At 70.2% G+C, this 23390-nt stretch carries 25 protein-coding genes and 1 riboswitch; of the genes, 11 read left to right on the top strand and 14 right to left on the bottom strand.

What is annotated here, in order from left to right:
• Positions 1-179: 179 nt before the first annotated feature.
• The 7 genes from IE660_RS13920 to IE660_RS13890 form a co-directional block, all read right to left on the bottom strand.
• Positions 180-1781 (bottom strand): uroporphyrinogen-III synthase, encoded by a 1602-nt coding sequence (locus IE660_RS13920; RefSeq protein WP_203568977.1) that lies wholly within the window; start codon positions 1779-1781, stop codon positions 180-182.
• 214 nt (positions 1782-1995) lie between these two features.
• On the bottom strand, positions 1996-2301 hold the full coding sequence (locus tag IE660_RS13915; protein WP_203568976.1) for a glutaredoxin family protein: 306 nt from the start codon (positions 2299-2301) through the stop codon (positions 1996-1998).
• A 113-nt stretch (positions 2302-2414) separates the two neighbouring features.
• Entirely contained in the window at positions 2415-2516 is a 102-nt protein-coding gene (locus IE660_RS13910; RefSeq protein ID WP_002550589.1) for a 30S ribosomal protein bS22, read from the bottom strand.
• Positions 2517-2610: 94 nt separating this feature from the next.
• Positions 2611-2922 carry a response regulator transcription factor gene (locus IE660_RS16630; protein WP_407929027.1) on the bottom strand — a complete coding sequence of 104 codons (312 nt, stop codon included), beginning with the start codon at positions 2920-2922 and terminating at the stop codon, positions 2611-2613.
• A gap of 197 nt (positions 2923-3119) precedes the next feature.
• Entirely contained in the window at positions 3120-3380 is a 261-nt protein-coding gene (locus tag IE660_RS16625; protein ID WP_407929028.1) for a hypothetical protein, read from the bottom strand.
• Between the two features lie 292 nt (positions 3381-3672).
• Positions 3673-4503, bottom strand: a complete 831-nt coding sequence (proC, locus tag IE660_RS13895; RefSeq protein WP_203568974.1) for a pyrroline-5-carboxylate reductase — start codon at positions 4501-4503, stop codon at positions 3673-3675.
• Positions 4500-5549, bottom strand: a complete 1050-nt coding sequence (locus tag IE660_RS13890) for an aspartate-semialdehyde dehydrogenase (protein ID WP_207731131.1) — start codon at positions 5547-5549, stop codon at positions 4500-4502. The genes proC and IE660_RS13890 overlap by 4 nt, the downstream gene beginning before the upstream one ends.
• Before the next feature lie 36 nt (positions 5550-5585).
• Between IE660_RS13890 and IE660_RS13885 the strand changes: the two genes are divergently transcribed.
• Entirely contained in the window at positions 5586-6524 is a 939-nt protein-coding gene (locus IE660_RS13885) for an aminoglycoside phosphotransferase family protein (protein WP_203568973.1), read from the top strand.
• Between the two features lie 67 nt (positions 6525-6591).
• Positions 6592-7392, top strand: coding sequence for a hypothetical protein (locus tag IE660_RS13880; protein WP_203568972.1), 801 nt, complete (start codon positions 6592-6594; stop codon positions 7390-7392).
• Between the two features lie 66 nt (positions 7393-7458).
• Here IE660_RS13880 and IE660_RS13875 read toward each other — a convergent pair whose 3' ends face one another.
• From IE660_RS13875 to IE660_RS13865, 3 genes are all read right to left on the bottom strand, one after another.
• Positions 7459-8217, bottom strand: a complete 759-nt coding sequence (locus tag IE660_RS13875; protein ID WP_235998089.1) for a CPBP family intramembrane glutamic endopeptidase — start codon at positions 8215-8217, stop codon at positions 7459-7461.
• 93 nt (positions 8218-8310) lie between these two features.
• Complete coding sequence (locus tag IE660_RS13870) at positions 8311-9237, bottom strand: proline dehydrogenase family protein (RefSeq protein WP_203568971.1); 927 nt, start codon at positions 9235-9237, stop codon at positions 8311-8313.
• Between the two features lie 31 nt (positions 9238-9268).
• A complete protein-coding gene (locus tag IE660_RS13865) occupies positions 9269-10186 on the bottom strand; it encodes a sugar phosphate isomerase/epimerase family protein (protein WP_203568970.1) in 918 nt (305 codons plus the stop codon).
• A 115-nt stretch (positions 10187-10301) separates the two neighbouring features.
• On the opposite strand from IE660_RS13865, the gene IE660_RS13860 reads away from it, so the two are divergent.
• The 3 genes from IE660_RS13860 (at position 10302) to disA (ending at position 13536) form a co-directional block, all read left to right on the top strand.
• Positions 10302-10940 (top strand): VOC family protein, encoded by a 639-nt coding sequence (locus IE660_RS13860; protein WP_203568969.1) that lies wholly within the window; start codon positions 10302-10304, stop codon positions 10938-10940.
• A gap of 136 nt (positions 10941-11076) precedes the next feature.
• The gene (gene radA / locus IE660_RS13855; protein ID WP_203568968.1) at positions 11077-12462 is read left to right on the top strand and encodes a DNA repair protein RadA; all 1386 of its coding nucleotides are present in this window, start codon (positions 11077-11079) and stop codon (positions 12460-12462) included.
• Positions 12463-12471: 9 nt separating this feature from the next.
• Positions 12472-13536 carry a DNA integrity scanning diadenylate cyclase DisA gene (gene disA, locus IE660_RS13850; protein ID WP_328701966.1) on the top strand — a complete coding sequence of 355 codons (1065 nt, stop codon included), beginning with the start codon at positions 12472-12474 and terminating at the stop codon, positions 13534-13536.
• An 18-nt stretch (positions 13537-13554) separates the two neighbouring features.
• Here the strand turns inward: disA and IE660_RS13845 are convergent, their stop codons facing one another.
• Complete coding sequence (locus IE660_RS13845; protein ID WP_203568967.1) at positions 13555-14310, bottom strand: hypothetical protein; 756 nt, start codon at positions 14308-14310, stop codon at positions 13555-13557.
• 70 nt (positions 14311-14380) lie between these two features.
• On the opposite strand from IE660_RS13845, the gene IE660_RS13840 reads away from it, so the two are divergent.
• Entirely contained in the window at positions 14381-15271 is an 891-nt protein-coding gene (locus tag IE660_RS13840) for an HhH-GPD family protein (RefSeq protein WP_203568966.1), read from the top strand.
• Here the strand turns inward: IE660_RS13840 and IE660_RS13835 are convergent.
• The 3 genes from IE660_RS13835 to IE660_RS13825 are packed head-to-tail and all read right to left on the bottom strand — an operon-like array spanning position 15261 to position 18538.
• Entirely contained in the window at positions 15261-16892 is a 1632-nt protein-coding gene (locus IE660_RS13835) for an ABC transporter permease (RefSeq protein WP_203568965.1), read from the bottom strand. The two genes, IE660_RS13840 and IE660_RS13835, sit on opposite strands and share 11 nt — an antisense overlap.
• Positions 16889-17797, bottom strand: coding sequence for an ABC transporter ATP-binding protein (locus IE660_RS13830; protein ID WP_328701965.1), 909 nt, complete (start codon positions 17795-17797; stop codon positions 16889-16891). The genes IE660_RS13835 and IE660_RS13830 overlap by 4 nt, the downstream gene beginning before the upstream one ends.
• Before the next feature lie 42 nt (positions 17798-17839).
• Positions 17840-18538: a DNA alkylation repair protein gene (locus IE660_RS13825; RefSeq protein WP_203568964.1), complete on the bottom strand. Its 699-nt coding sequence runs from the start codon at positions 18536-18538 to the stop codon at positions 17840-17842.
• A 324-nt stretch (positions 18539-18862) separates the two neighbouring features.
• Here IE660_RS13825 and IE660_RS13820 point away from each other — a divergent pair, with 324 nt between their 5' ends.
• The 5 genes from IE660_RS13820 (at position 18863) to IE660_RS13800 (ending at position 23334) form a co-directional block, all read left to right on the top strand.
• Positions 18863-19603, top strand: a complete 741-nt coding sequence (locus IE660_RS13820) for an endonuclease domain-containing protein (RefSeq protein WP_203568963.1) — start codon at positions 18863-18865, stop codon at positions 19601-19603.
• Positions 19604-19618: 15 nt separating this feature from the next.
• Positions 19619-19725: riboswitch (TPP riboswitch) on the top strand.
• Positions 19726-19765: 40 nt separating this feature from the next.
• Positions 19766-20416, top strand: a complete 651-nt coding sequence (locus IE660_RS13815) for an ECF transporter S component (RefSeq protein ID WP_203568962.1) — start codon at positions 19766-19768, stop codon at positions 20414-20416.
• Positions 20417-20420: 4 nt separating this feature from the next.
• The gene (locus tag IE660_RS16230) at positions 20421-21992 is read left to right on the top strand and encodes an ABC transporter ATP-binding protein (protein ID WP_203568961.1); all 1572 of its coding nucleotides are present in this window, start codon (positions 20421-20423) and stop codon (positions 21990-21992) included.
• On the top strand, positions 21989-22783 hold the full coding sequence (locus tag IE660_RS13805; RefSeq protein WP_203568960.1) for an energy-coupling factor transporter transmembrane component T family protein: 795 nt from the start codon (positions 21989-21991) through the stop codon (positions 22781-22783). The genes IE660_RS16230 and IE660_RS13805 overlap by 4 nt, the downstream gene beginning before the upstream one ends.
• Positions 22780-23334: a nucleoside/nucleotide kinase family protein gene (locus tag IE660_RS13800; protein WP_203568959.1), complete on the top strand. Its 555-nt coding sequence runs from the start codon at positions 22780-22782 to the stop codon at positions 23332-23334. The genes IE660_RS13805 and IE660_RS13800 overlap by 4 nt, the downstream gene beginning before the upstream one ends.
• Positions 23335-23390 lie beyond the last annotated feature (56 nt).

Below are 23390 nucleotides of genomic sequence, written 5' to 3'. Positions count from 1 at the left end.
AGTTCTGTGGCCGTGGCCAACAGAAGGTACCCGTCGTGGGACGAACCTCAGGTTGAGAGCCCACGGGAGGTGGTCTCGACACGCTCGAGGTTCCTCGCGAGCTACTCGACCAACCAGAGGGAGCACGGTCTCGACACGCCCGCTCGCACCTCGGGAACTACTCGGCCTTCCAGCGGTGCTCAGGGGCGGCTGACAGCGCGGGAGCTGGGTCGTCCACGTCGCTTCACCAACGACGGACGCACCACCGGCTTGCCCTTCTCCTTGAGCTGCTCGCGGCGGGCCTCGGCGAAGTGCGCGAGCGCGTCCACCATCTCGATCGGGCTCGGCTGGTCGGGCTGCACGTCGACCCGCAGACCGTGCTCGACACAGGTCTCGGCGGTCCGGGGACCGATCGCGGCGATCACCATGGCGTTGTGCGGCTTGCCCGCGATACCAACCAGGTTGCGCACCGTCGAGGACGAGGTGAACACCACCGCGTCGAACTGTCCGGTCTTGATGGCGTCGCGGATCTCGACCGGCGGGGGCGCGGCTCGCACCGTCCGGAAGGCGATGACGTCCTCGACCTCCCAGCCCAGCTCGACCAGGCCGTGCGACAGCGGCTCGGTGGCGATGTCGGCGCGCGGCAGCAGCACTCGGTTGATCGGGTCGAGCAGGTCGTCGTAGGCGGGGAACTCAGCCGCCAGCCCAGCCACCGACTGCTCTCCCTCGGGGACGAGATCGGGTTTCAGGCCCCAGGCCTGCAGTGCCGCCTGGGTGGCCTCGCCCACCGCAGCCAGCTTCAGGCCTGAGAACGAGCGGGCGTCCAGACCATACTCGTCGAACTTCTCGCGCACGGCACGCACCGCATTGGCCGAGGTGAACGCGATCCACTCGTAGCGGCCCTCGACCAGTCCGTGGATCGCCCGCTCCATCAGTTGGGGCTGGCGCGGCGGCTCGACCGAGATGGTCGGCACGAGTTCGGTGATCGCCCCGTACGACTCCAGTCGGCGCAGCAGCGCCCCGGCCTGGTCCATCGTCCTGGGCACCAGCACGCGCCACCCGAACAGTGGCTTGTTCTCGAACCAGTTGAGCTTGCGACGTGCCTCAGGACCAGCCTGGTCACCGATCACCACCATCACCGTGGTGCGCTCCTCGGCCCCCAGTGAAGCCACAGCGGCACCCAGTTCCTCGACCGTGGTGTGCTGCGAGGCCTGGTTCACGCTTCCGGCGCTGACCACGACCAGTGCCGCCTCGTCGGCGGCTCGTCCGGACTGCTGGGCGATCCGGCTGACCTCGCCGATCTGACCTGCGGCCCCCATCACCACCAGCGGACCCACCGGCGCCCAGTGCTGCTCGGCGTCGACCGGGTCGCTCAGGGTGATCATCTGCACCTGGGCCGACAGCGACACCCCGGCGAATTCGGGCAGTGCCACACGCCTGGGCACCCCGGGGATCACCTCGACGTCGAGTCCGGCGTCAATGCACTGCGTGACCGTCATCGCAGTCTCGGCGTTGAGGAAGGGGTCACCGGGAATCAGCACGGCGAGGCTACGCCCCTCGCGCACCAAGGACTCGAAGTCGGGGGCGTCGTCCTCGTCGAGGACGGTGACCTCGCGCGGGGTGACCCCGGCATGGCTCAGCAGCACTCGCTGCTCGTCGGTCAGCAGCACCACGCCATCGGCCTCGTTGACCGCATCGACCGCGGCCAGGGTCAGCAATGACGGCAGGCCGGGGCCGGACCCGATGAAGGTGATCCGTCCACGCAGCCCACGGTCGAGCGCCTGCTGGCTCACCAGCGCCATGGAGCTCCTCCCCGTCGTCACGGCTCGTGCGCCCTCTCCCCTGAGTGGCACGCCGCACAGTCTGCCGCAATCTGCAGCACCGTCAGCACTTTTCCTCGGTGCGGACACCTGTCGTTGGGCCCATCGTGGCCGACGGCGACCCCACGTCGCAACACCTGCCGCCCTCGGGATGAGCCGTCCCGCGCCAGAGCCCAGCCGGTCACCGTGACCACGGTCACAACGGCGGCGGGCTCGCCCAGTCGCCACCGGCCAGCGCGTGTTCGAACCGCCCGGGTTCCAGCACCCAGTAGGCGAACAGCCGACCGTCGACGAAGACCACCGGCACGTGGTCGGTGTAGCGGCGGCGCAGGTCGTCGTCGGCGTCCACGTCGAGGGTGCTGACCTGGTCGGCGCCCACCGATCCCGCGGCGACCGACTGCGCGATGGTGTCGGCAGCCTGCTCACACAGGTGGCAGCCGCTGCGGGTCACCAGGACGACGCGGGCCTGGTCGGCAGGTGCCCCAAGGCCGTTCTCGGGCATGCCAAACCCCGCAGACCCACGCTCGAGCTGTTCAGCTGGAGCGTTGGCTGCGGGGTGAACATCGGTCTTCGGTGTGCGGCGGTCGCGTCGCCACCGAATCACCAGAGGCTCGCTTACTTGCCGGCGCGACGACGCTGGATGCGCGTCTTCTTGAGCAGCTTGCGGTGCTTCTTCTTCGCCATGCGCTTGCGACGCTTCTTGATGACAGAACCCACAGTGTGGCCTTTCAGGACGAGGTGCGGACGATGCCCGCTGGGTACCGAACGCTGACGTCCGGAGCAAGGCTCAACCTTACTCTGCCCGTGCGCGTCACGAAAATCGGGGGTTCGGCGCCACGGTCACGACTCGAGCAGGTGGCACCGCGGGCACCCGCCGGTGCACCAGGTGGTCGTCGCTGAGCCCGAGCTTGGCGAACAGCCGCTGCGAGTGCTTCTCGACCGCCCCCTCGGTGACCACCAGGCGCTGGGCGATCACCGCGTTGGTGTGACCCTGGGCCATCAGTTCGAGCACCTCCCGTTCGGGTGGGGTGAGCTGGGCCAGCGCCGAGGACCCCTGGCGTCCGAACACCTGGGCGACCACCTCGGGGTCGAGCACCACGCCGCCGCCGGCGACCCGGGTCACCGCTTTGCGGAAGGAGTCGACGTCGGCGACCCGGTCCTTGGGCAGGTAGCCGATCGCCGGCTCCGGAGGCGAGCAGCTCGTCGGCGTAAGCGGCGGCCACGTACTGGCTGAGCAGCAGGATCGGGGCGGCAGTCCACTGCTCGCGCAGGGCGACCGCCGCCCGCAGGCCGTCGTCGGTGAGCAGCAGCCGCAGGCCCTCACCGAGCAGCACCGAGTCGTCGGCGATCAAGGTGCGCATGGTCAGAAGTCTGCCTGCACGACGGTCGGACCGCCCTGGGGTGAGTCGACCAACAGTCGCCCACCGACGCCGCGCACCCGCTCGGCCAGGCCGGCCAGACCGTGGCCCTTGGCCAGCGGTGGGGGGCCGGGATCTCGTCCCCGCTCCAGCGCTCGACCGCGTCACGCTCGGCGTGGGCGAAGCGACCGGCAGCCGTCAGCGCGAACACCAGGATCGGCACACCGATGCCGATCACCAGGGTGCTGGCGCCGAAGCTGACCAGGAACACCGTGGCGTGAACGAGGCGATGGTCAGGGGCAGGCTGCTGAGCAGGTAGGCGCTGTGGCCCTTGAGTCCGGCCCAGATCCCATCGCGATCGAGGGTCATGGCCGTCCCTCCCACGAGTCTGTCGAGAGGTTCGTCGTCAGACTCAAGCCTGGTCCGACGCGATCTTGCGGGCCATCCTGCCAACTGGTCAGGTCGTTGTCGGGCCAGCCCGACAACCGCCTGTCGAACCTGGGGTCTCGGGCGACTCAGCCGTGCTGCTGGCGGGCGGTCTCGGCCAGGGCCCGACTGCGGTCGCGGGCCGCCTCCATCGCGGTGATGAAGGCCGCCCTGACCTTGTGGTCCTCGAGTTCGCGCACCGCGGCAGCGGTCGTCCCACCGGGCGAGGTGACGTTCTCGCGCAGCACCGTCGGGTGGGTGCCCGACTCACGCAGCAGGGTGGCTGACCCGAGCATGGTCTGCACCACCAGTTCAGTGGCGGTGTCACGCGGCAGGCCCAGGTGCACCCCGGCCTCGATCATCGCCTCGACCACGAAGAACAGGTAGGCCGGACCCGACCCGCTGATCGCGGTCACCGCGTCCTGGTAGTTCTCGGGGACGACCACGGCTCGTCCGACCGCGCCCATCATCGAGGTCACCCGCTCGAGGTGCTCGGGGGCGGCGCTCCGTCCACCGGAGACCGCAGCCATGCCCTCACCGACCTGGGCCGGGGTGTTGGGCATCACCCGCACCACCGGTGTCTGCGCCGGCAGCCGCTGTTCGATCAGGTCGGTGGGCACGCCGGCGCACAGGCTGACCACCAGGGTGCCCGGACGAACGCTGTCACTGATCTCGTCGAGCACGTCGGCGACATCCTGGGGCTTGACCACCAGCACGACGGTGTCGGCCTCGGCCACCGCCTCGGGGTTCTCGGCAGTGCGCACCCCGTGCAGTTCGACCAGTTCGGCGCGGCGGGTCTCACGGCGGTCGGTGGCCACGATCCGGTCGGCCGACCAGCCGGCCTTGAGTAGCCCGGCGAGCAGGGTCTCACCCATCACGCCGACACCGATCAGCGCGAGCGTGCTGCCCTCGTCGTTCATGGACGACCCGACTTGCCGGCGACCAGTTCGGCTGCGACGAGTTCGGCGATCTGGATGGCATTGAGGGCGGCACCCTTGCGCAGGTTGTCGTTGCTGATGAACAACACCAGCCCGCGGCCCTCGGGAGCGGCCTGGTCGGCGCGGATCCGGCCGACCAGCGAGGGGTCGACACCGGCGGCCTTGCGCGGGGTGGGCACGTCGTCCAACTGGACGCCGGGAGCGTCGGCGAGCAGCGCGCGGGCCTCGTCCGGGCTGATCGGGTTGGCGAACTCGGCGTGCACGGCGAGGCTGTGGCCGGTGAACACCGGCACGCGCACGCAGGTGCCCGAAGCGAGCAGGTCGGGAACGTGCAGGATCTTGCGCGACTCGTTGCGCAGCTTCTGCTCCTCGTCGGTCTCGCCGGTGCCGTCGTCGACCAGCGCACCGGCGATCGGGACGACGTTGTGGGCGATCGGCGCGACATAGGGCTTGGTGTCACCGTCGACGAAGACGCTGCCGTCGTGGGCGAGCCGTTGCGGGTCGGGCGTCTCGACGATCTGACGCCCCAGGGACTCGACCCCGGCCAGGCCCGAGCCCGAGACGGCCTGGTAGGTGGCCACGACCAGCCTGGTCAGCCCGGCCTTCTCGTGCAGGGGCTTGAGCACCGGCATCGCGGCCATGGTGGTGCAGTTGGGGTTGGCGATGATGCCCTTGGGACGGTTACCGATGTCAGCAGGGTTGACCTCGCTGACCACCAGCGGCACTTCGGGATCCATCCGCCAGGCCGAGGAGTTGTCGACCACGACGGCCCCGGCGGCGGCCACCTTCGGTGCGAACTCCAGCGAGGAGCCCTTGCCCGCAGAGAACAGCGCGATGTCGAGGCCGGTGAAGTCGGCAGTGGCGGTGTCCTCGACGACCACCTCGCCGTCCTTCCACGGCAGCTTCAGCCCGGCCGACCTGGCCGAGGCGAAGAACCGCACCTCGTCGATCGGGAAGTCCCGCTCGACGAGCAACTTCCGCATCACGCCACCGACCTGGCCGGTGGCCCCGAACACTCCAACTCGCATGGGGTGAATCCTACGTGCGGCTGCGACACTGGCCCGGTGACGTCACAGGGGTGGGACGACGTGCTGGCCGACGCCGCCGAGCGCTGGTCGCGCAGCAGCGTGCCCGCCGATGCGTGGCAGCGGGCGTTCCCCGAGACCTTGATGGCTCTGGTGCATCGGTGGGGGCTGGAGCTCGAGGCGATCCTGCCCCACGGAGGTCTGCCGGTGTGTGCGGTCAGGCGTCCCGACGGTCAGCCGGCGGTGCTCAAGCTGGGACGACCGGCCGACCTCAACCAGGAGGCGGCCATGTTCGCCGCCGACGGCGGACGATCGACCGCGCGGCTGCTCGAGCACGACCCGGACGCCGCCGCGATCCTGGTGGAGCGACTGGGTCGGGCCCTCGGCGACGTCGAGCCTGACCCGCTCCTGCAGTGCCGACGGCTGGCCGAGACGCTGCAGCTGTGGTGGCAGGTACCGCTGTCGGTGGCGCCAGACCACTCCATGCACTTCGGCGGCAGCAAGGCCCGTGGCCTGCGCAGCATCCTGGACGAGCAGGGGCCCCGCTTCGGCGGGGCGGCACCAGTGGCGATCGCTCGAGCGCGCCACCTGGCCGACGCACTGGCCACCGATGAACACCCCGAGGTGGTCTGCCACGGCGACCCACATCCATGGAACCTGCTGGAACACCTGGACGGCGGTTGGCGCTTCGTCGACCCCGACGGACTGCTCTGTGAGAAGGCCTATGACCTGGGAGTGGTGCTGCGCGGGCACGGCGCCCACGTGATCGCACTCGAGCGTGCCCGGCCGGGCAGCGGGTCGGACTTCCTGGCCGAGCTGGCCGGTGAACTGGGGGCGATCACCGGGGTCGATGTGCAGCGGATCCTGGACTGGGCGTTCGTCGAACGGGTCACCACCGGGCTCTACTGCCGCATGCTCGGCCACGAGGCCGATGGGGTCGAGCACCTGACCGCGGCAGAGGTCCTGGCGACTGCGTGACGACATCGTCATCTGAGCGCGCCGGAGCTGTTCTAGACTGCCGCCACCACCGAGCCCTGGAGCTGCCATGTCTTACACCCGAGCCGCCGTGGTCGCTGTCGTCGCCGCAGGCCTCGCCCTCGCTGGATGCAGCACGACCACGACCGACCAGCCCCCCACCACCTCCGCCAGCGTCCAGCCCTCAGCACCGGCCAGCCAGGCCTCGAGCGCTCCGGCGACCACCGATACCCCCACGCCGACCCCGACCGAGACCCCGACGCCTGACCTGCCGAATGCCGCGACGCTCTGGAAGAACGCCCGCACGGCCTCGACCCAGCAGGAGACCGTCAAGGTCGTCGGCAAGCTCGTCGAGGACGACGTGCCGATGACCATCACCGTCGCCGGGACGATGGACGGCAGGAACTCCACCCTGACCGTCACCTCAGGTGAGCTCAGCTACACCGGTCTCACCGTGGCCGGCAAAGGCTACGTCAAGGGCAACGCGGCGTTCTGGAAGAACTCGGGCGCCGACGACGCCACCGCCAAGAAGATGGCCAGCAAGTGGGTGGCCAGCACCCAGACCAACACGGAGTTCACGCCGAAGGCGTTGCTCGACGGCATGTTCTCCGAAGACCTCAACTGGCTGAGCTCGGCGAGCGTCCGGGTGGAGCGCACCACCCTCGACGGCAAGCCGGCGATCCTGCTGGCCGACCGCGGTACGGGCAAGGGCACCGGCCAGATCTGGATGACTGACGATCCTGACAAGCCGCTTCCGCTGAAGCTCTCCGGAACCGACGACGACGGCTCGCCGCTGGACTTCACGTTCACCGAGTGGAACGAGGTCAAGCCGGTCAAGGCACCGCCCGCCGATCAGATCATCCAGCCCTGAGATCGACACAGAGCTGAAATCGACAAAGGGCTGAAATCGACATAGGGCTGACGCAGCCCCCACCGATCACAGCCAGCTGACGTGGCCCTTGAGCAGGGAGTAACCGACGAAGCTGGCGACGTCGAGCAGGGTGTGGCACACCACGAGCGGCCACACCCTGCGGGTGCGCAGCCAGAAGCCGCCCAGGATCAGTCCCATGATCACGTTGCCGATGAATCCACCGAAGCCCTGGTAGAGGTGGTAGGTGCCCCTGATCAGGGCTGATGTCACCCAGATCAGCCAGACGCTCCAGCCTGCCTGGATCCAGCGGGTGAACAGGTAGCCGACCATCACCACCTCTTCGACGATGCCGTTCATCGCGGCCAGCGCCACCAGCACCGGGATCGTCCACCAGACGTCGGTGAGGTTGGCGGCCGCGATCGTGGTGTTGATGCCGAGCGCCCGTGCGCCGAGGTAGAGGCCGAGCCCGGGGATGCCGATGCCGGCGAACAGGATGAATCCCCAGGCCAGATCGAAACCGAACCGTCGGGGTGCGAAGCCCATCGCCCGATCGGCGCCGATCGAGGGCACCAACCGGGTGCGCACCAGGTGCACCGCCAGCAGCGCCGGCACGATGCCGAAGCCGACGGCCGCCAGTTGGTAGGCCAGGTCGAGCCACGGCCGGTCGGGCGTAGTCGAGGTGTTCATCGTGGTGGTCTGCTTGGCCAGCGGCTCAGGCCGCGTCATCCGTTCGATGATCCGCAGCACCGCATAGATCGCCGACTGACCCAGCGAGATCGCCAGCAGCAGCACGGTCTCGCGGTTGAGTTGACGGTTTCGTGCCAAGCGATTCTCGGATTCGACCGATTTCGCCCCATGGCGCGGATCGCGTGGCACGAAACCATCAGCGGTCGTCGTCGACTGCCCCACTGCTCGGCCTCAGCGTCGGCTCAGCAGCGAGCGCCCGATCAGCGCCACCGTCGCCGGCTTCTCGGCCACCCGCCGCACGAAGTACTCGTACCACTGGGTGCCGTAGGGCAGGTAGACCCGGCTGCGGTAGCCGATGTCGACCAGACGGCGCTGCTCCAGCGGCCGGATGCCGTGCAGCATCTGGAACTCGAAGCTGTCGCGGGAGCGTTCGAGCATGCGGGCCATGCCCTGGGTGATGCCGATCATCCGCGGGTCGTGGGTGGCCACCATCGGGTAGCCGTCACCTTCCATCAGCACCCGCAGGCAGCGCACGAACGCCAGGTCGATCTCGTGGTCGTCGGCGAAGCTCAGCCCCGGCACCCGGGCGTAGGCACCCTTGCACAGCCGCACCCTCGCCCCCTCGACGGCGAACTCACGGCAGTCGTCCTCGGTGCGCTTGAGGTAGGCCTGCAGCACCAGCCCGGTCTCGGGGTGGTCGCGGCGCAGTTCCCTGACCACCTCGAGGGTGGCGTCGGTGGTGGTGTGGTCCTCCATGTCGATGGTGACCTTGGTGCCGACCTCGGCCGCCGCCCGACACAGCTCGCGGGCGTGGTCGAGTGCGATCTGCTGTCCGCCGGTGAGGCCGAGCCCCAGCGCCGACAGCTTCACCGCGATCTCGGCCGACTCGGTCAGGCCTGCCTCGGCCAGGCTGGTCAGCAGGCTGTGGTACTCGTCGGTGATCGCCCGGGCGACCTCGAGGGTGGCGGCGTCCTCGCCCAGGTGGTCGACGATGGTGAGCAGTCCCTTGCCGGCGAGGTCGGCGGCGACGGCGACCAGTTCGTCCCGGTCGGTGCCGGCGACGAAACGGCTGACCAGTTCTGGGGTGATCGGGGCATTCTCGACCAGGCCCTGCACGCGGCCGTTGCGTGACAACTTCAACAGTGACTGGCGAAGCATGGGACTCCTCAGGGTGGGGCAGGGGTGCGGGTCACAGGTGGGTGGGGCGCAGCGGGTCGCTCACCTCTGCGGGGTCGGGTGGGGTGTCGCCACCGGCGGCGATCTGCTGCTGGGCCTCGGCCACGCAAGAGATGGTGACCTCGTCGACGGGCTGGCCGAGCCGTCGGCGGATCTCGATCAGGGCCTGTCCGAGCAGCAGTTCGCGGGTGGCGCGGCTGCCGGCCTTGCGCGAATTCACCTCGAGCACGGTGTGGCCGTTGAAGTCGGCCTCGCGCAGGTCTTCGAGCAACTCGAAGGCTTGCTGGTTGCCCTCGCCGGGCATCAGGTGTTCGTCCTTCATCGAGCCCTGCCCGTCGGTCAGGTGCAGGTGGCGAAGCCTCGTCCCCCACTCGCGGGCCAGTTCGCGCGAGTTGGCGCGGGCGGTGGCCGCGTGCGACAGGTCGAGGGTGAGGTGCTCGTAGTCGAGTTCGGTGGGGTCCCAGCCGGGCAGGTAGGCCTGGAACAAGCCGGCCGGAGTGCGCCACGGGTACATGTTCTCGACCGCGAAGTCGACGTCGTCGAACTCGGCGTTCAGCCGGGCGATGCCGTCGATGAAGCCGCGGGCGTACTCGCGCTGCCACCTGAACGGCGGGTGGACGACGACCACGTCGGCTCCCAGTCGGCGCGCTGCCTCACCCGATCGCTGCAGCTTGTCCCACGGATCGTTGCCCCAGGTGCCCTGGGTGACCAGCAGGCACGGTGCGTGCACGCCGAGGACGGCGACCTGGTGGTAGTCGCGCAGCTTCTCGACGTAGTCCACGTCGGCGGCGACCGGGTCGATGCCGACCATCAGCTCCACACCGTCATAGCCCAGCCGGGCCGCCAACTCGAACCCGCTGGCCGTCGACTCCGGGTAGACCGAGCTGGTCGACAACAGGACCTTCGATCCCGACCCGGACGGACTTGGCATGTGCACCCCACCAACGTACTTCGCCGTCCGGCGCCGTGCTGGCGGCCACCCAGAACGCGGTGGGACGACCCGGGCCGATTTCGTCCCCCGTAGGTGGGGGGGCCATGATGGGTTCATGCATGTCGACCATCTGATCTTCGCTGCCCGCCCCGAGGGTCTGAAGGCCACTGTGGACGCGCTGAGCGAGCAGCTCGGGCAACGCTTCCGCGACGGGGGGTTCCACCCCAGGTTCGGCACCCGCAACCACATCCTTCCGCTGGCGGACGCCCGCTACCTCGAGGTCGTCGAGGTTCTCGACCACCCGGCCGCCGAGAAGGCTGTCTTCGGGCAGGCCGTGCGCGCCCGCCAGAACGCCGGCGGTGGCTGGCTCGGCTGGGTCATCTCGGTGGACGACCTGACCCCCTACGAGAGCCGCCTCGAGCGCAAGGCCGTGCCGGGCTCGCGCCACTTCCCCGACGGACGCCTGCTCGAGTGGGAGCAGATCGGCATCCGCGGCACCATGGCCGATCCGCAGCTGCCCTACTTCATGCGCTGGACCTCGCCGGCCGAGCTGCTGCCCAGCGCCCTCGGCGGTGACATCAAGGTCAGCCAGATCGACATCTCGGGCAGCCGTCCACGCATCGAGGAGTGGCTCGGCGCCGAGGTCGGCGACGACGTCGACGGCGTCACCGTGCACTTCAGCGCCCCCAACGGCCAGCCCGGCCTCGACGCGGTCACCTTCGAGGTGCCCGGACGCGGCGCCGTCCGTATCTGAGCGGTTCGTCCCCGGGCGTTCGCCGTCCCTGGGCGTTCGTCCTGATCTGGGGCCTTCGTCCCACCTGGGCGTTCGTCCACAGCCCCACCCGGACCGTGAGTCTGACTTGTCAGCGCCGCCCCGTAGGCTCGTCGCCATGGCGAGGGCGAAGTCGGGTGAGGCGTTCCACTGCACCGAGTGCGGGTGGACGACCGTGCGCTGGGTGGGGCGCTGCGGTGAGTGCCAGGCCTGGGGTTCGGTGGTCGCCAAGGGCGCCCCGAAGTTGCAGCACGTCGACAGCACGGTCCCCGCGACCAAGGCCGTCCCGATCAGCGAGGTGCCTGCCGGGCAGGCCGATCGTCGACTGACCGGCATCTCCGAACTCGACCGGGTGCTGGGGGGTGGTCTCGTCCCCGGGGTGGTGGCCCTGCTGGCCGGCGAACCCGGCGTGGGCAAGTCGACCCTGCTGCTCGAGGTGGCGGCACGCTGGGCGAAGTCCGGGCAACGCACGCTCTATGTCACCGGCGAGGAGTCCGCACCCCAGGTGCGGCTTCGGGCCGGACGCACCGGGGCGCTCGCCGACGAGCTGTACCTGGCGGCCGAGACCGACCTGTCGACCGTGCTCGGCCACATCGAAGAGGTCTCCCCCACCCTGCTGGTGATCGACTCGGTGCAGACCATCGGGACGACCGAGGCCGATGGCTCACCCGGCGGGGTGACCCAGGTCAGGGAGGTCACCGGCGCCCTGGTGCGCGTGGCCAAGCGTCGCGGCATGGCGGTGGTGATCATCGGCCACGTCACCAAGGACGGCTCGATCGCCGGCCCCCGTCTGCTCGAGCACCTGGTCGACGTGGTGCTCGCCTTCGAGGGCGACAGGCACTCGGGCTTCCGGATGGTGCGGGCCACCAAGAACCGCTACGGACCCGCCGACGAGGTTGGCTGCTTCGAGATGGGCGACTCCGGCATCGTCGAGGTGCCCGACCCGTCAGGGCTGTTCACCAGCCACCACACCGAGCAGGTGCCCGGCACGTGCGTCACGGTCACCATGGAGGGACGACGTCCGCTGCTGGCCGAGATCCAGGCGCTGGTCGCGCCGTCGGCCAACCAGACGTCACCGCGACGCACGACCCACGGGCTGGACAGTTCGAGGATCGCGCTGGTGCTGGCCGTGCTCGAACGCAAGGCACGAATCCCCTTGTCGAGCCGCGATGTCTATGTCTCGACAGTCGGCGGCGCCCGGGTGACCGACCCCAGCGTCGACCTGGCGGTGGCGATCGCGGTGGCCTCGGCGACCGTCGACCGCAACTTCCCGCAGCGGGTGGTGGCGCTCGGCGAGATCGGCCTGGCCGGCGACCTGCGCCGGGTGCCCGGCCTGGAACGCCGCGTGGGCGAGGCGGCCCGGTTGGGCTTCGAACTGGCGATCGTCCCGGCCAATTCACGCGATCGCACCCAGAAGGTGCCCAGCATGCACGGACTGAAGGTGGTCGAGGTGGCCTCGGTCGCCGATGCCCTCGGGGTGCTCGACCTGAGACGGGGCTCCTAGACTGGACCCGTGCCCCACGACCACGACCACCTGGCCCGACTGCGCCGTTACCAGGCGTTGTTGGCGCCGGGCACCGCGATGCGCGACGGGCTCGAGCGGATCGTCCACGGCCGCACCGGCGCGCTGATCGTGTTGGGCAACACCAAGGCTGTGCAGCAGGTGTCGTCGGGTGGTTTCACCCTCGACGTCGACTTCACCCCGACCGCGCTGCGTGAGTTGTCCAAGCTCGACGGCGGCATCGTGTTGTCGAGCGACCTGCGCCGCATCGTCCAGGCCGGGGTGCACTTCGTCCCCGACGGCACCCTGCCCACGGTCGAGACCGGCACCCGGCACCGCAGCGCCGACCGGGTCGCCCAGCAGACCGGGCTGCCCGTGGTCACGGTGTCAGCCTCGATGTCGACGATCGCGCTGTTCCTCGAGGGCGACCGCTACCAGGTCGAGCGCCCCGAACAACTGCTCTCGCGCGCCAACCAGGCCCTGGCCACGCTGGTCAGCTACGGCAGCCGCGTGGTCGAGCTGACCGCGGCTCTCAACGGGCTCGAGGTCGCCGACCAGGTTACTCTGCGCGATGTCGCCCTGTTGGTGCAGCGCATCGAGATGATGCGCCGCCTCGAGGTCGAGATCGACGACTACGTCACCAAGTTGGGCACCGACGGACGCCTGCTGCAGATGCAGTTGATGGAGCACTCACTCGGCCTGGAGGAACTCGCCCTCGAACTGGCCGTCGACTACCGCCCTGCCGACGCCGACGAGTTGGCGTTCGGGCTGCACCGACTGGACGAGTTGTCGGCCCACGAGTTGTTCGACGTGCTCGACGTGGCCCAGGCGTTCGGCTTCCCGGCCTCGGACCACCTCGAGACCAGGCTGGTCAGCCGCGGCTACCGGCAGTTGGCCTCGATCCCACGGCTGCCGCTCAGCCTGGGCCAGCGGCTGCTCGAGCACTTCGGGTCGATCCAGGCCCTGTTCAGCGCCAGCGTGGCCGAACTGCGAGAGGTCGAGGGCATCGGCGACCAGCGAGCGCGCAGCATCCGCGAAGGACTGTTGCGGTTGGCCGAGCAGGCGCTCACCCGCTGACCAGGATCCGGGTCGGCCTCAGCCGCTGACCTGGAAGACGAACTGCTTGGTGTCGGCGCCGGTGAGGTCGGCGTTGGCCACGTAGGTGCCAGACCTGAGCACGTCGTCGGTGAGCGTGCAGTCGGCCGCCGAGCGCTTCGCCGGCCAGATCGGACGCCAGGTCCAGGCCTTGCCCGGGGCCAGGGTGATAGTGCCCCTGGCGCGCCACTGCCCGCAGTCGTTGCTCGACCAGATGCGGTCGGTGCCCGAGTGGATGCGCAGCTCGAACGGCGTCTGGGCGAAGCTGAGCACGCAGGTGGTCGATGAGCGGTTGACACCGGTGATCGTGAAGGTGGTGTTCCTGCCCGGGGTGACCCGGCGCGCGCCGGTGATCGACAGGTCGAGTGCCGCAGGATCGCAGGCGACCGGACCGGTGGGCGTGGGTGTGGGCGTTGGCGTGGGACGCGGCGACGGCGGGCTCGAGGCAGGCGTGGGCGTCGGGCTGGCCTCGGACGAGGTCGCGCTGGTCTCGGGAGTGGAACTCCCGTCGGCCTCGGCCGGAGTCGGCGTACCCGAGGCGGTCGAGTCGTCCACGACGGTGGCAGATCCCCCGGGGACCGCCTGGCTCGCACTGGGCAGCGCGGGAGTGGTGGCGGGGGTGCGACCGCCGAGGGCGGCCTGAACCAGCCAGACCAACAAGGCGAGCACCAGGAGCAGCGCGAGCACCACGATGGCGCGCCGGATCCAGTACGTGCGTTCAGGCTCGGGCCCGACTGGATGCCACAGCGCACTCATGGGGGCATGCTAGGACGAGTGCCCCGACCGGGCGCTGTCACCACGCCGCGACCAGCCGAAGGGCCACCCCATGCCGCAGCCTGACCCCTCACAGGTGGTCGATGCGGTGCTCGACTGGTACGACGAGCACGCCCGCGACCTGCCGTGGCGGCGCCCCAGCCGCACTCCGTGGGGAGTCATGGTCAGCGAGTTCATGCTGCAGCAGACGCCGGTGGCCCGGGTGCTGCAGCCGTGGCAGGTGTGGATGGAGCGTTGGCCGACCCCCGAGGCGCTGGCCTCGGAGCCGTCGTCGTCCGCGGTCGCAGCCTGGGGACGACTGGGCTACCCGCGACGGGCGCTTCGCCTGCACCAGGCCGCTGTCGCGATGGTCGAGCGGCACGACGGGCAGGTGCCCTCGTCGCTGGACGACCTGCGTGCCCTGCCCGGTGTGGGCGACTACACGGCTGCGGCGGTGGCGAGCTTCGCCTTCGGACAGCGCCAGGTGGTGCTCGACACCAACGTGCGGCGAGTGCTGGCCAGGGTCGCGTCCGGCCGGGAGTACCCCGACAGCTCACCGACGCGCGCTGAGCGTGACCTGGCTGAAAGCCACCTTCCCGCCGACGAGGCCCGCGCGGCCCGGTGGTCGGTGGCCTCGATGGAACTGGGAGCGTTGGTGTGCACAGCCCGGTCACCGCGCTGTGGCGAGTGTCCGGTAGTCGGTAAGTGCGCCTGGCTGGCGGCTGGTCGTCCCCGGCACGCGGACGACCCGACGGCGCGTCCCCGGCGCGGCCAGGCCTGGGAGGGCACCGACCGCCAGTGCCGCGGCACGCTGCTGCAGGCCCTGCGCGACGGCGTCGGCGGCTGGTCGACCGAGGAGTTGCTGGCCCTGTGGCCACGCGACCGCGACCAGGCCGAGCGCAGTCTGAAGGGCTTGTTGGACGACGGCCTGGCCCACGAGTCCGACGGGGTCGTCACCCTCTGAGCCTCGTCCCCGCGGCCCGCGGGAAGCGGGAAGCGGGAAGTCCGCCGAGGTCCCGGGCCCGGTACCTCCACCCCGCCCCCCCGAGCAGCACCGCGGCGACTGCGACCAGCCCTGCTTCGCTGGGCCAACTCACCGGCTCGACCGGCACCGCAGCCACGTGCTGGTAGGGCGAGATCTTCACCACCCACCCGGGCAGCTTGAGCACCGGTCCGAGTTCACCGATGGTGACCACCACGCCCAGCACGACCCATCCGAGCCAGGCCCAGCGAGCCCTGACCGCCCCGGCCAGTACCGCCACCGCCGCCACCACCCACATCGCCGGCAGGTGTACCAGAGCCGCGGGCACCTGTTCGCGCAGCGCCGACCACACCCCTCCCGACTGGCTGCCATAGCCCAACGACGAGCCGACCGCGTAGCAGACCGCGAGCACCACCAGACCACCCATGGCCAGGGCCACCACCGACCAGAACAGCTGCGCCCTCGACCCGTGCGCGGCGTGCACGGCGGGGGTTCGTCCGTCGGTCTCCTCGTGTCCGGCATGGACGACCACCTGCAGGGCGTACCCGGTCAGGAAGGCCGCCATGATCGCCATCAGCGCCGCGAGCATCACCTCTTCGACCTTGCCGCGGCCGCCGAGGGCCTCGAGCACCTCGCGTCCCCCCGGGGAGTCGAACAGGCCGCCAATGTGTGGGGCGACCGAACCGAACAGGGCACCCCACAGCACCGTGGCCACCACCCACCACAGGCTGAGCCCGCGGTTGAGCCGCCAGACCAGGCCCGGGATCGTCCCCACCCGGCCGTCGGGCGACCCGGCACGCTCGGCGAGCAACCCGCTGCCGAGGTCGCGTCGTCCGAACAGCACGTGGGCAAGAACCACCAACCCGACCGCCAGCACGAGGTACAGCACCAACACCCACCACCGGGTCTGGCCCCAGGCGTCCAGGCGCGTTCCCCACCCCAGGGGCGAGAGCCAGCCGAGGGCGTCCGGGCCGATGTCGCCCACGGCTCGCAGCAGGAACAGCGCGGCGATCACAGCCATGGCGATGCCGCCACAGGTGCGGGTGCTCGCCGACAACTGGCAGCAGACAGCAGCGATGCCAGTGCCGACCAGGCCGGCACCCACCCAGCTGAGCCCGAAGGCGACCGACCCGGGCACCTCGAGGCCGAAGGCGATGTTGCCGAGTGCCCCGAGCGCACCGACCAGCACCGACGCCAGTACGCCCTCGAGCAGCGCCGCCCGGAGTGGGGCGGCTCGTCCGACCAGGGTGGTGCCGACCAGTTCGGCGCGTCCGCTCTCCTCCTCGGTGCGGGTGTGGCGTCGGACGATGACCAGCGCCATGCCCATCACGAACACGGCGTACATCACCGTCATCTTGCTCATCGCCAACTCGCCCATGCTGTCCTCGTTGAGGATGGGCCCGTACAGGGCGACCAGCGCCGGACTGGTGTTGATCACCCGCGACGCGATCACCCGGTCGGCCGCCGAGGCGTAGAGACCCTCCATCGCGGCGGCCGAGACCGCCACCATCGACGACAGTGCCAGCACCCAGACCGGTAGCAGCACGCGGTCGCGGCGCAGGGCCGCCCGCAGCAGTGCCGCTGTGCCCGTGGTCTGGCTCATGCCCGCCCACCAGTGGGGCTGGGGTCGGGCTCGCGATAGGCGTCGATGAACAACTCCTCCAGCGAGGGCGGGGTGCAGGTCAGCGCGGACACACCGGCCTGCTGGAGCGCCGCCAGCAGCCGGGGCAGGCCTTCGGGGTCGACGGTGCAGGTGACTCCATCGGGGTCTTGGACGAGGTCGTGGACGCCCGGCAGGTCGCGGGGCAACTCGGCCGCGACCTGGGCCCGGACGTGGTGGCGTCGCAGGTGACGCAGGCTCTCGAGGGTTCCGGTCTCGACCACCCGGCCGTTGCGGATGATGGTGACGTGGTCGGCGAGCCGTTCCACCTCGCTGAGGATGTGGCTCGACAGCAGCACAGTGGTGCCCTGGGCACGGTGCTCAGCCAGGCACTCGTTGAAGACCTGCTCCATGAGCGGGTCGAGGCCGGCGGTGGGCTCGTCCAGCACGAGCAGGTCGGTGGGGGCACAGAACGCGGCGACGAGGACGACCTTCTGCCGGTTGCCCTTGGAGTAGGCGCGGCCCTTCTTGGTGGGGTCGAGGTCGAAGCGTTCGAGCAGCTCGGCACGGCGGGTGGTGTCGGGTCTGATCCCGCGCAGCCGCAGCAGCAGGTCGATGGTCTCGCCGCCGGTGAGGTTGGGCCACAGCGAGACCTCGCCGGGCACCGCGGCCAGCCGCCGGTGCACCTCGACGGTGTCCTTCCAGGGGTCCTGGCCGAAGACCGCCACGGTGCCGGCATCGGTGCCGATCTGACCGAGCATGGCCCGGATGGTGGTGGACTTGCCGGCGCCGTTGGGGCCGAGGAACCCGTGCACCTGACCCTGTTCGACGACCAGGTCGAGGCCGTCGAGGGCCCGGGTACGACCGAACGTCTTGACCAGGCCGTGGATCTCGATCGGATGGTTCACGGCGACCACGCTACGCCTGCGGGGTCGTCTCACCAATGACCGTCACAGGTGCTTGATCGCCTCGCGTCGACTGAGCCCGGAGAGCCGGTCTCCCGAGCCGTCGACCTCGGCCCGCACCCAGTCCGGATCGACCCTCGCGTACTGGCGCAGCGCCCAACCGATGGCCTTGCGCAGCCAGAAGCTCTGGTCGTCGAGGTTCGCCTCGATCGCCTGGTGCAGCAGCCCGGTGTCGGTCTGCTCCTTGTGGGTCAGCTGGCTGAGCACCGCGGTGCGCCGCACCCACAGGTCGGGGTCTGTTGCCCAGGCCCGCATGATCGGTGTCGCCTCGTCGCGGTGGTCACGCAACACCGCTCCGACCAGGTGCGATGCGGTCTCGTCGACCAGGTCCCACCAGGCGCCGGTGACGACCAGGTGGCGAAACAGCGGCAGGCTCTCGACGTCGTGCCACTGCCGAGCACTGCGGTGGCGGGCCAGGGCCAGTGCCGCGTAACGCTCTTCCCGGTGGGTTGCGTCGTCCCACAGGGCCAGCACCGCCGCCTGCCACTCCTGGCGGCTGCCGGGCCGGAAGCCGGCCAGGTGCGGCCGCAGGATCTTCTTCAGCTCAGGCGTGGTGACGCCGTGGTAGGGCATCGCCGACTTCATGTAGCGCTGCTGGCCTCCGGCGCGTTCCGGGTTGCCGGACGCTGCGAGGTCGGCACGAATCGACTGGGCGAGAGTCTCGGCGGCGTTGGTGGTCGCCATGCACCACAGTCTGGTGGGCTCCGGCGCTTCGCGAGCCACCTCTTCGGTCATCTGTGATGGTTTCGTGCCACGCGATTGGCGATACACCCCGATTTCGGGCGATTTGGACGATCGCGTGGCACGAAACCATCAACCTTCCGTTGTCCACAGGCTGGTGTGGCCGCGCCGGCTGTCCACAGAGTCACAACTGGTTGGCGCGCCACGCACCGCGCCCGCCCACAGTGTGGTGTGTCAGCTCCCATCACACTCGACCCTCGTCTGGTGCTCAGGCGCCGCGATCCCATCCGATTCGACAACCTCGTACGCGCCAGAGCGCTGGTTCCGATGACGCCCGGCGTGGCCCGGCACCACGACCAGCCCGAAACCCTCGACCTGCGCTGCGCTGCCGTGACCGCCAGACATCCCGTTGCGGTGGTCAGGGGCGCCACAGCGGCCACCCTCACCTGGTGGCCCGAACTGGCAGCCAGCCAGGTGCAGGTCTCCGGCGTGCGCACCCACAGCCCCAGATGGCTCAGCGCCGATCGCAGCCAGGCCCCAACGGATCTTCGTCAGTTCCACGGAGACCTGGCGGTGGCCGGGGCTGAGCTGTCGACGCTCGACATGGCCCGCCACCAGGGAACGCGACCGATCTGGGAGGCGCTTCGCCGCCAGGTCACCACGATCGAGCAGCTTCGTGACGCCTTCGACCTGCTCAAACCCGCCGCTGGGCACCAAGCCCTGCGGCAGATGCTCAACCAGAGCCGGAAGGGACCGTGGTCGCCTCTTGAGCTCGAGGCCCACGACCTGCTGCACACGGCTGGCCTTGACCAGTGGCAGGCCAACCATCCGGTCTGGATCGTCGGGGAACTGTTCTTCATCGACATCGCCTTCCCCGAACTCAAGATCGCGATTGAGCTCGACGGCCAGGGCCACCACTCCTCCCCCGCCGACCTGGCCCGAGACGACACTCGTCAGAACCTGCTGGTTCTCGACGGGTGGCTCGTGCTCCGTTACCGAACCGTCGCGCTCGACACCCTGGTCGACAACGTGCTCGCCGCGATCCAGATCCGGTCAACCATCGGCTGACCGGGCTACACTCGTCGGCAGATACACGGGAGTCCGGGAACGGACTGAGAGGAAGGCTGCCGCCTTCGACCGTCGAACCTGATCTGGGTCATGCCAGCGCAGGGAGATGCTCTTGTGCGTCGAGGGTCGACGCGCACCCGTGCCCATTTCGAGGAGGGGCACATGGCCACCACCAACGGCGTTCGCGCCGTGCACACCACAGACCACACCGACGAGACCACACCGGCCACCCACAAGGGATGGCGAGTGGTCGACATCGTCGTCGCCGCCGTCCTGGGCGTCGCGATCGGACTGATCTTCTGGGGCTGGAACTACGTCGGCGGCTCGCTGTTCGCCACATTGGACGCCGCCACCCCCGGCATCGGCGGGCTGGTCGTCGGCGTCTGGCTGCTCGGCGGCGTGCTGGGCGGGCTGATCATCCGCAAGCCCGGCGCCGCCATCCTGGTCGAGGTGATCGCCGCGATCGTCTCGGCGCTGATCGGCAACCAGTGGGGCTGGACGACCGTGATCTCGGGCCTGTTCCAGGGACTCGGCGCCGAACTCATCTTCCTGGCACTGCTCTACCGTCGCTTCACCCTGCCGGTCGCCCTGGCCGCAGGCGCTGCCGCTGGTGTCGGGGCCTGGTTCAACGAGTTCCTGCTCTTCGGCAACCGCGCCAAGTCCGCCGCCTTCAACAGCATCTACCTGGGCTGCCTGATCGTGTCGGGAGCGCTGCTGGCCGGGCTGGTCGGCTGGCTGCTGACCAAGGCACTGGCCGGCACCGGAGCGCTGAACCGCTTCGCCTCCGGCCGCACCAGCGACGACCTGGTCTGAGCCGATGATCACCGCCGAGTCCTGGGGCTGGCGCCATGCCGGCCGCAAGGCCTGGGCGGTGCGCAACCTCGACCTCACCATCGACCCCGGCGAGCGCGTGCTGTTGCTCGGAGCGTCTGGCTCTGGCAAGTCCACCCGCTTGCCCGCGCTCGCCGGGGTACTCGGCTCGGCCGACGAGGGCGAGTCGACCGGCACCATGCTGGTCAAGGGCAAGCACCCCACCCGGCAGAAGGGTCTGGTGGCCCTGGTCCAGCAGGACCCGGAGGCGGCGGTGGTGCTGCACCGTGTCGGCGACGACGTCGCCTTCGGCCTGGAGAACCTGCAGGTGCCGCCAGACCAGATCTGGCCCCGGGTGAGCGAGTCACTCGAGGCTGTCGGACTCGATGTCGCCCTCAATCGCCCGACCAGCGCGCTGTCGGGTGGCCAGAAGCAGCGTCTTGCCCTGGCCGGGGCGATCGCGATGCACGCCGAGGTGCTGCTGCTGGACGAACCGACCGCAAACCTCGACCCCGAGGGCATCGACGAGGTCCGTGGCGCGGTCGGGCGCCTGGTGGCCGACCGCCGCACCACCCTGATCGTGGTCGAGCACCGGGTGCAGGTGTGGGCCGACCTGGTCGACCGGGTGGTGGTGCTCGCTCGAGACGGTGGCCTGCTCGCCGACGGACCACCCCTCGAGGTGTTCCACCGGCACCGCGACGCGCTGCTCGAGGCCGGGGTGTGGGTGCCGGGAGCGCCCCTGCCGGTCGACGGTGATGGTTTCGTGCCACGCGATCACCCCACAGCGCCCGATTCGGCCGATTTCGCCGATCCCGTGGCACGAAACCATCACGAACGCCTGCTCACCACCGCCGACCTCACCATCGGACGCCACGCACAGCACCCGGTGCAGCGCCACCTCGACCTGACGATCCCCGCCGCCACCTCGACCGTGGTCACCGGCCCCAACGGGGTGGGTAAGTCCACGCTCGCCCTGACTCTGGCCGGGCTCCTCGAGCCGTTGTCCGGTGAGGTCATCGCCGCCCCGGCGATCCGCCCACCGGCCGCCCGACGCTCGCTGATGCGCCGGGTCAGCCCACCGCACCCGATCACCTGGCGCTCGCGCGATCTGCTCACCCGCATCGGCACGGTCTTCCAGCAACCAGAGCACCAGTTCGTTGCCGCCACGGTCGCCGACGAGATCGCCGTCGGCCTGCGGGCCCTGGGCACCCCGACGGCCGAGGTCACCGCCCGCACCGACGAACTGCTCGAGGTGCTTCACCTGACCAGACTCGCCCGGGCCAACCCGTTCACCCTGTCCGGTGGCGAGAAGCGGCGCCTCTCAGTTGGCACGGTGCTGGCCACCCAGCCGGCGGTGATCCTGCTCGACGAACCGACCTTCGGCCAGGACCGCAACACTTGGGCCGAGTTGGTCCGGCTGGTCAGGGCCAGCGTGGACGAGGGCCGCGCCGTGGTCTCGGTGACCCACGACCAGGCCTACCTGTCGGTGCTCGCCCAGCACCGGATCGCGCTGACCGGCGGACCAGACCGCCACGACGACGAGGCCACCACCCCGGGCAGGGCAGGGGCGCCCCGATGACCAGCGCCCACGTCGGCCTGGCCCCGTCCCAGTCGCCACCGACTCGTCTGCTCGACCGGCTCAACCCACTCACCCGGGTCGCCATCGGCCTGGTGATGCTGGTGCCGCTGGTGATCACCATCGACTGGCTGTCAGCCGCGATCGTGCTGCTCGGCGAACTGCTCGGGGTGCTGCTGCTCGGGGTGAAGCTGCCCCAGTTGCTGCGACGCCTGCTGCCGATCTTCCTGGTCGCGCCGATCGGCGCCCTGTCGATGGCGCTCTACGGCAAGCCCGGTGGCCGGGTGCACCTGGACTGGGGCGTGATCGTGGTCAGCGACCAGTCACTGGCACTCGCCGGTGCCGTGCTGGTGCGGGTGTTCGCCCTGGCCCTGCCTGCGATCGCCCTGATGGGCAGCCTCGACCCGACCGACCTGGCCGATGCGCTGGCCCAGATCCTCAAGCTGCCGGCCCGGTTCGTGCTCGGCACCCTCGCCGGTGTGCGCATGGTCGGGTTGTTCGTGGACGACTGGCGCGCCCTCGGCCAGGCCCGCCGCGCCCGCGGCCTGGGTGACCAGGGCCGGCTGCGCCGCTGGGCGTCGATGGCGTTCGGGCTGCTCGTCCAGGCCCTGCGCCGCGGCACCAGCCTCGCCACCTCGATGGAGGCCCGCGGCTTCGGCGGCAACCAGCGCACGTGGGCACGCTCGTCCCGGCTGACCGGGGCGGATGCGATCGCGATGCTGGTCACGCTGCTGCTGGCGGCCGGGGCTGTCATGGCAGCGATCGTGTTCGACACGCTGTGGATCACGGGGTGACCCCGGTGCCGACCACGCTGCCCCGCGACACCGAGGCCCTCGCCGAAGCCCTGCTCGCGCTGACCCCGACGGGCGACCACCCACGCATCCTGCTCGACGGGGGCTCCGGGTCGGGCAAGACCAGCCTCTCCCATGACCTCGCCGCGGCGATGGCCCAGCAGGGCACACCGATCACCGTGGTGTCGCTCGACCGGGTCTATCCGGGCTGGTCAGGGTTGTCGGCGGCGTCGCTGATGGTGCCCGGCATGCTGACCGGACGACGTGCCCACCCCACCTGGGACTGGGACCGGGGCCGGGTCGGTGACTGGGTCGACCTGCCCGACGGTGCGATCCTGGTCGAGGGCTGTGGCGCGATCACCCCGGCCAACCGTGCGCTGGCGACCGCTACCGTGTGGTGCGACCTGGACGCGACCAGCCGCCGCACCCGCGCGCTCGACCGTGACGGTGAGGGCTTCCGGCCGTGGTGGCAGCACTGGGCTGCGCAAGAGGCCTGGCACTGGCAATGGCATCGTCCCCGAGCACTGGCCGACCTGACCGTCGACATGCGCTGAGCCCAGGCGCGGCACAATGGGGCCATGACGCAGGCCCCACCTCCCGGCTGGACCGG

This window comes from Aestuariimicrobium ganziense, assembly GCF_015352975.1.
Classification (GTDB): Bacteria; Actinomycetota; Actinomycetes; order Propionibacteriales; family Propionibacteriaceae; genus Aestuariimicrobium; species Aestuariimicrobium ganziense.
The sequence above is the reverse complement of the archived record's forward strand: the minus strand, read 5'-3'. Positions and strand labels throughout refer to the sequence as shown.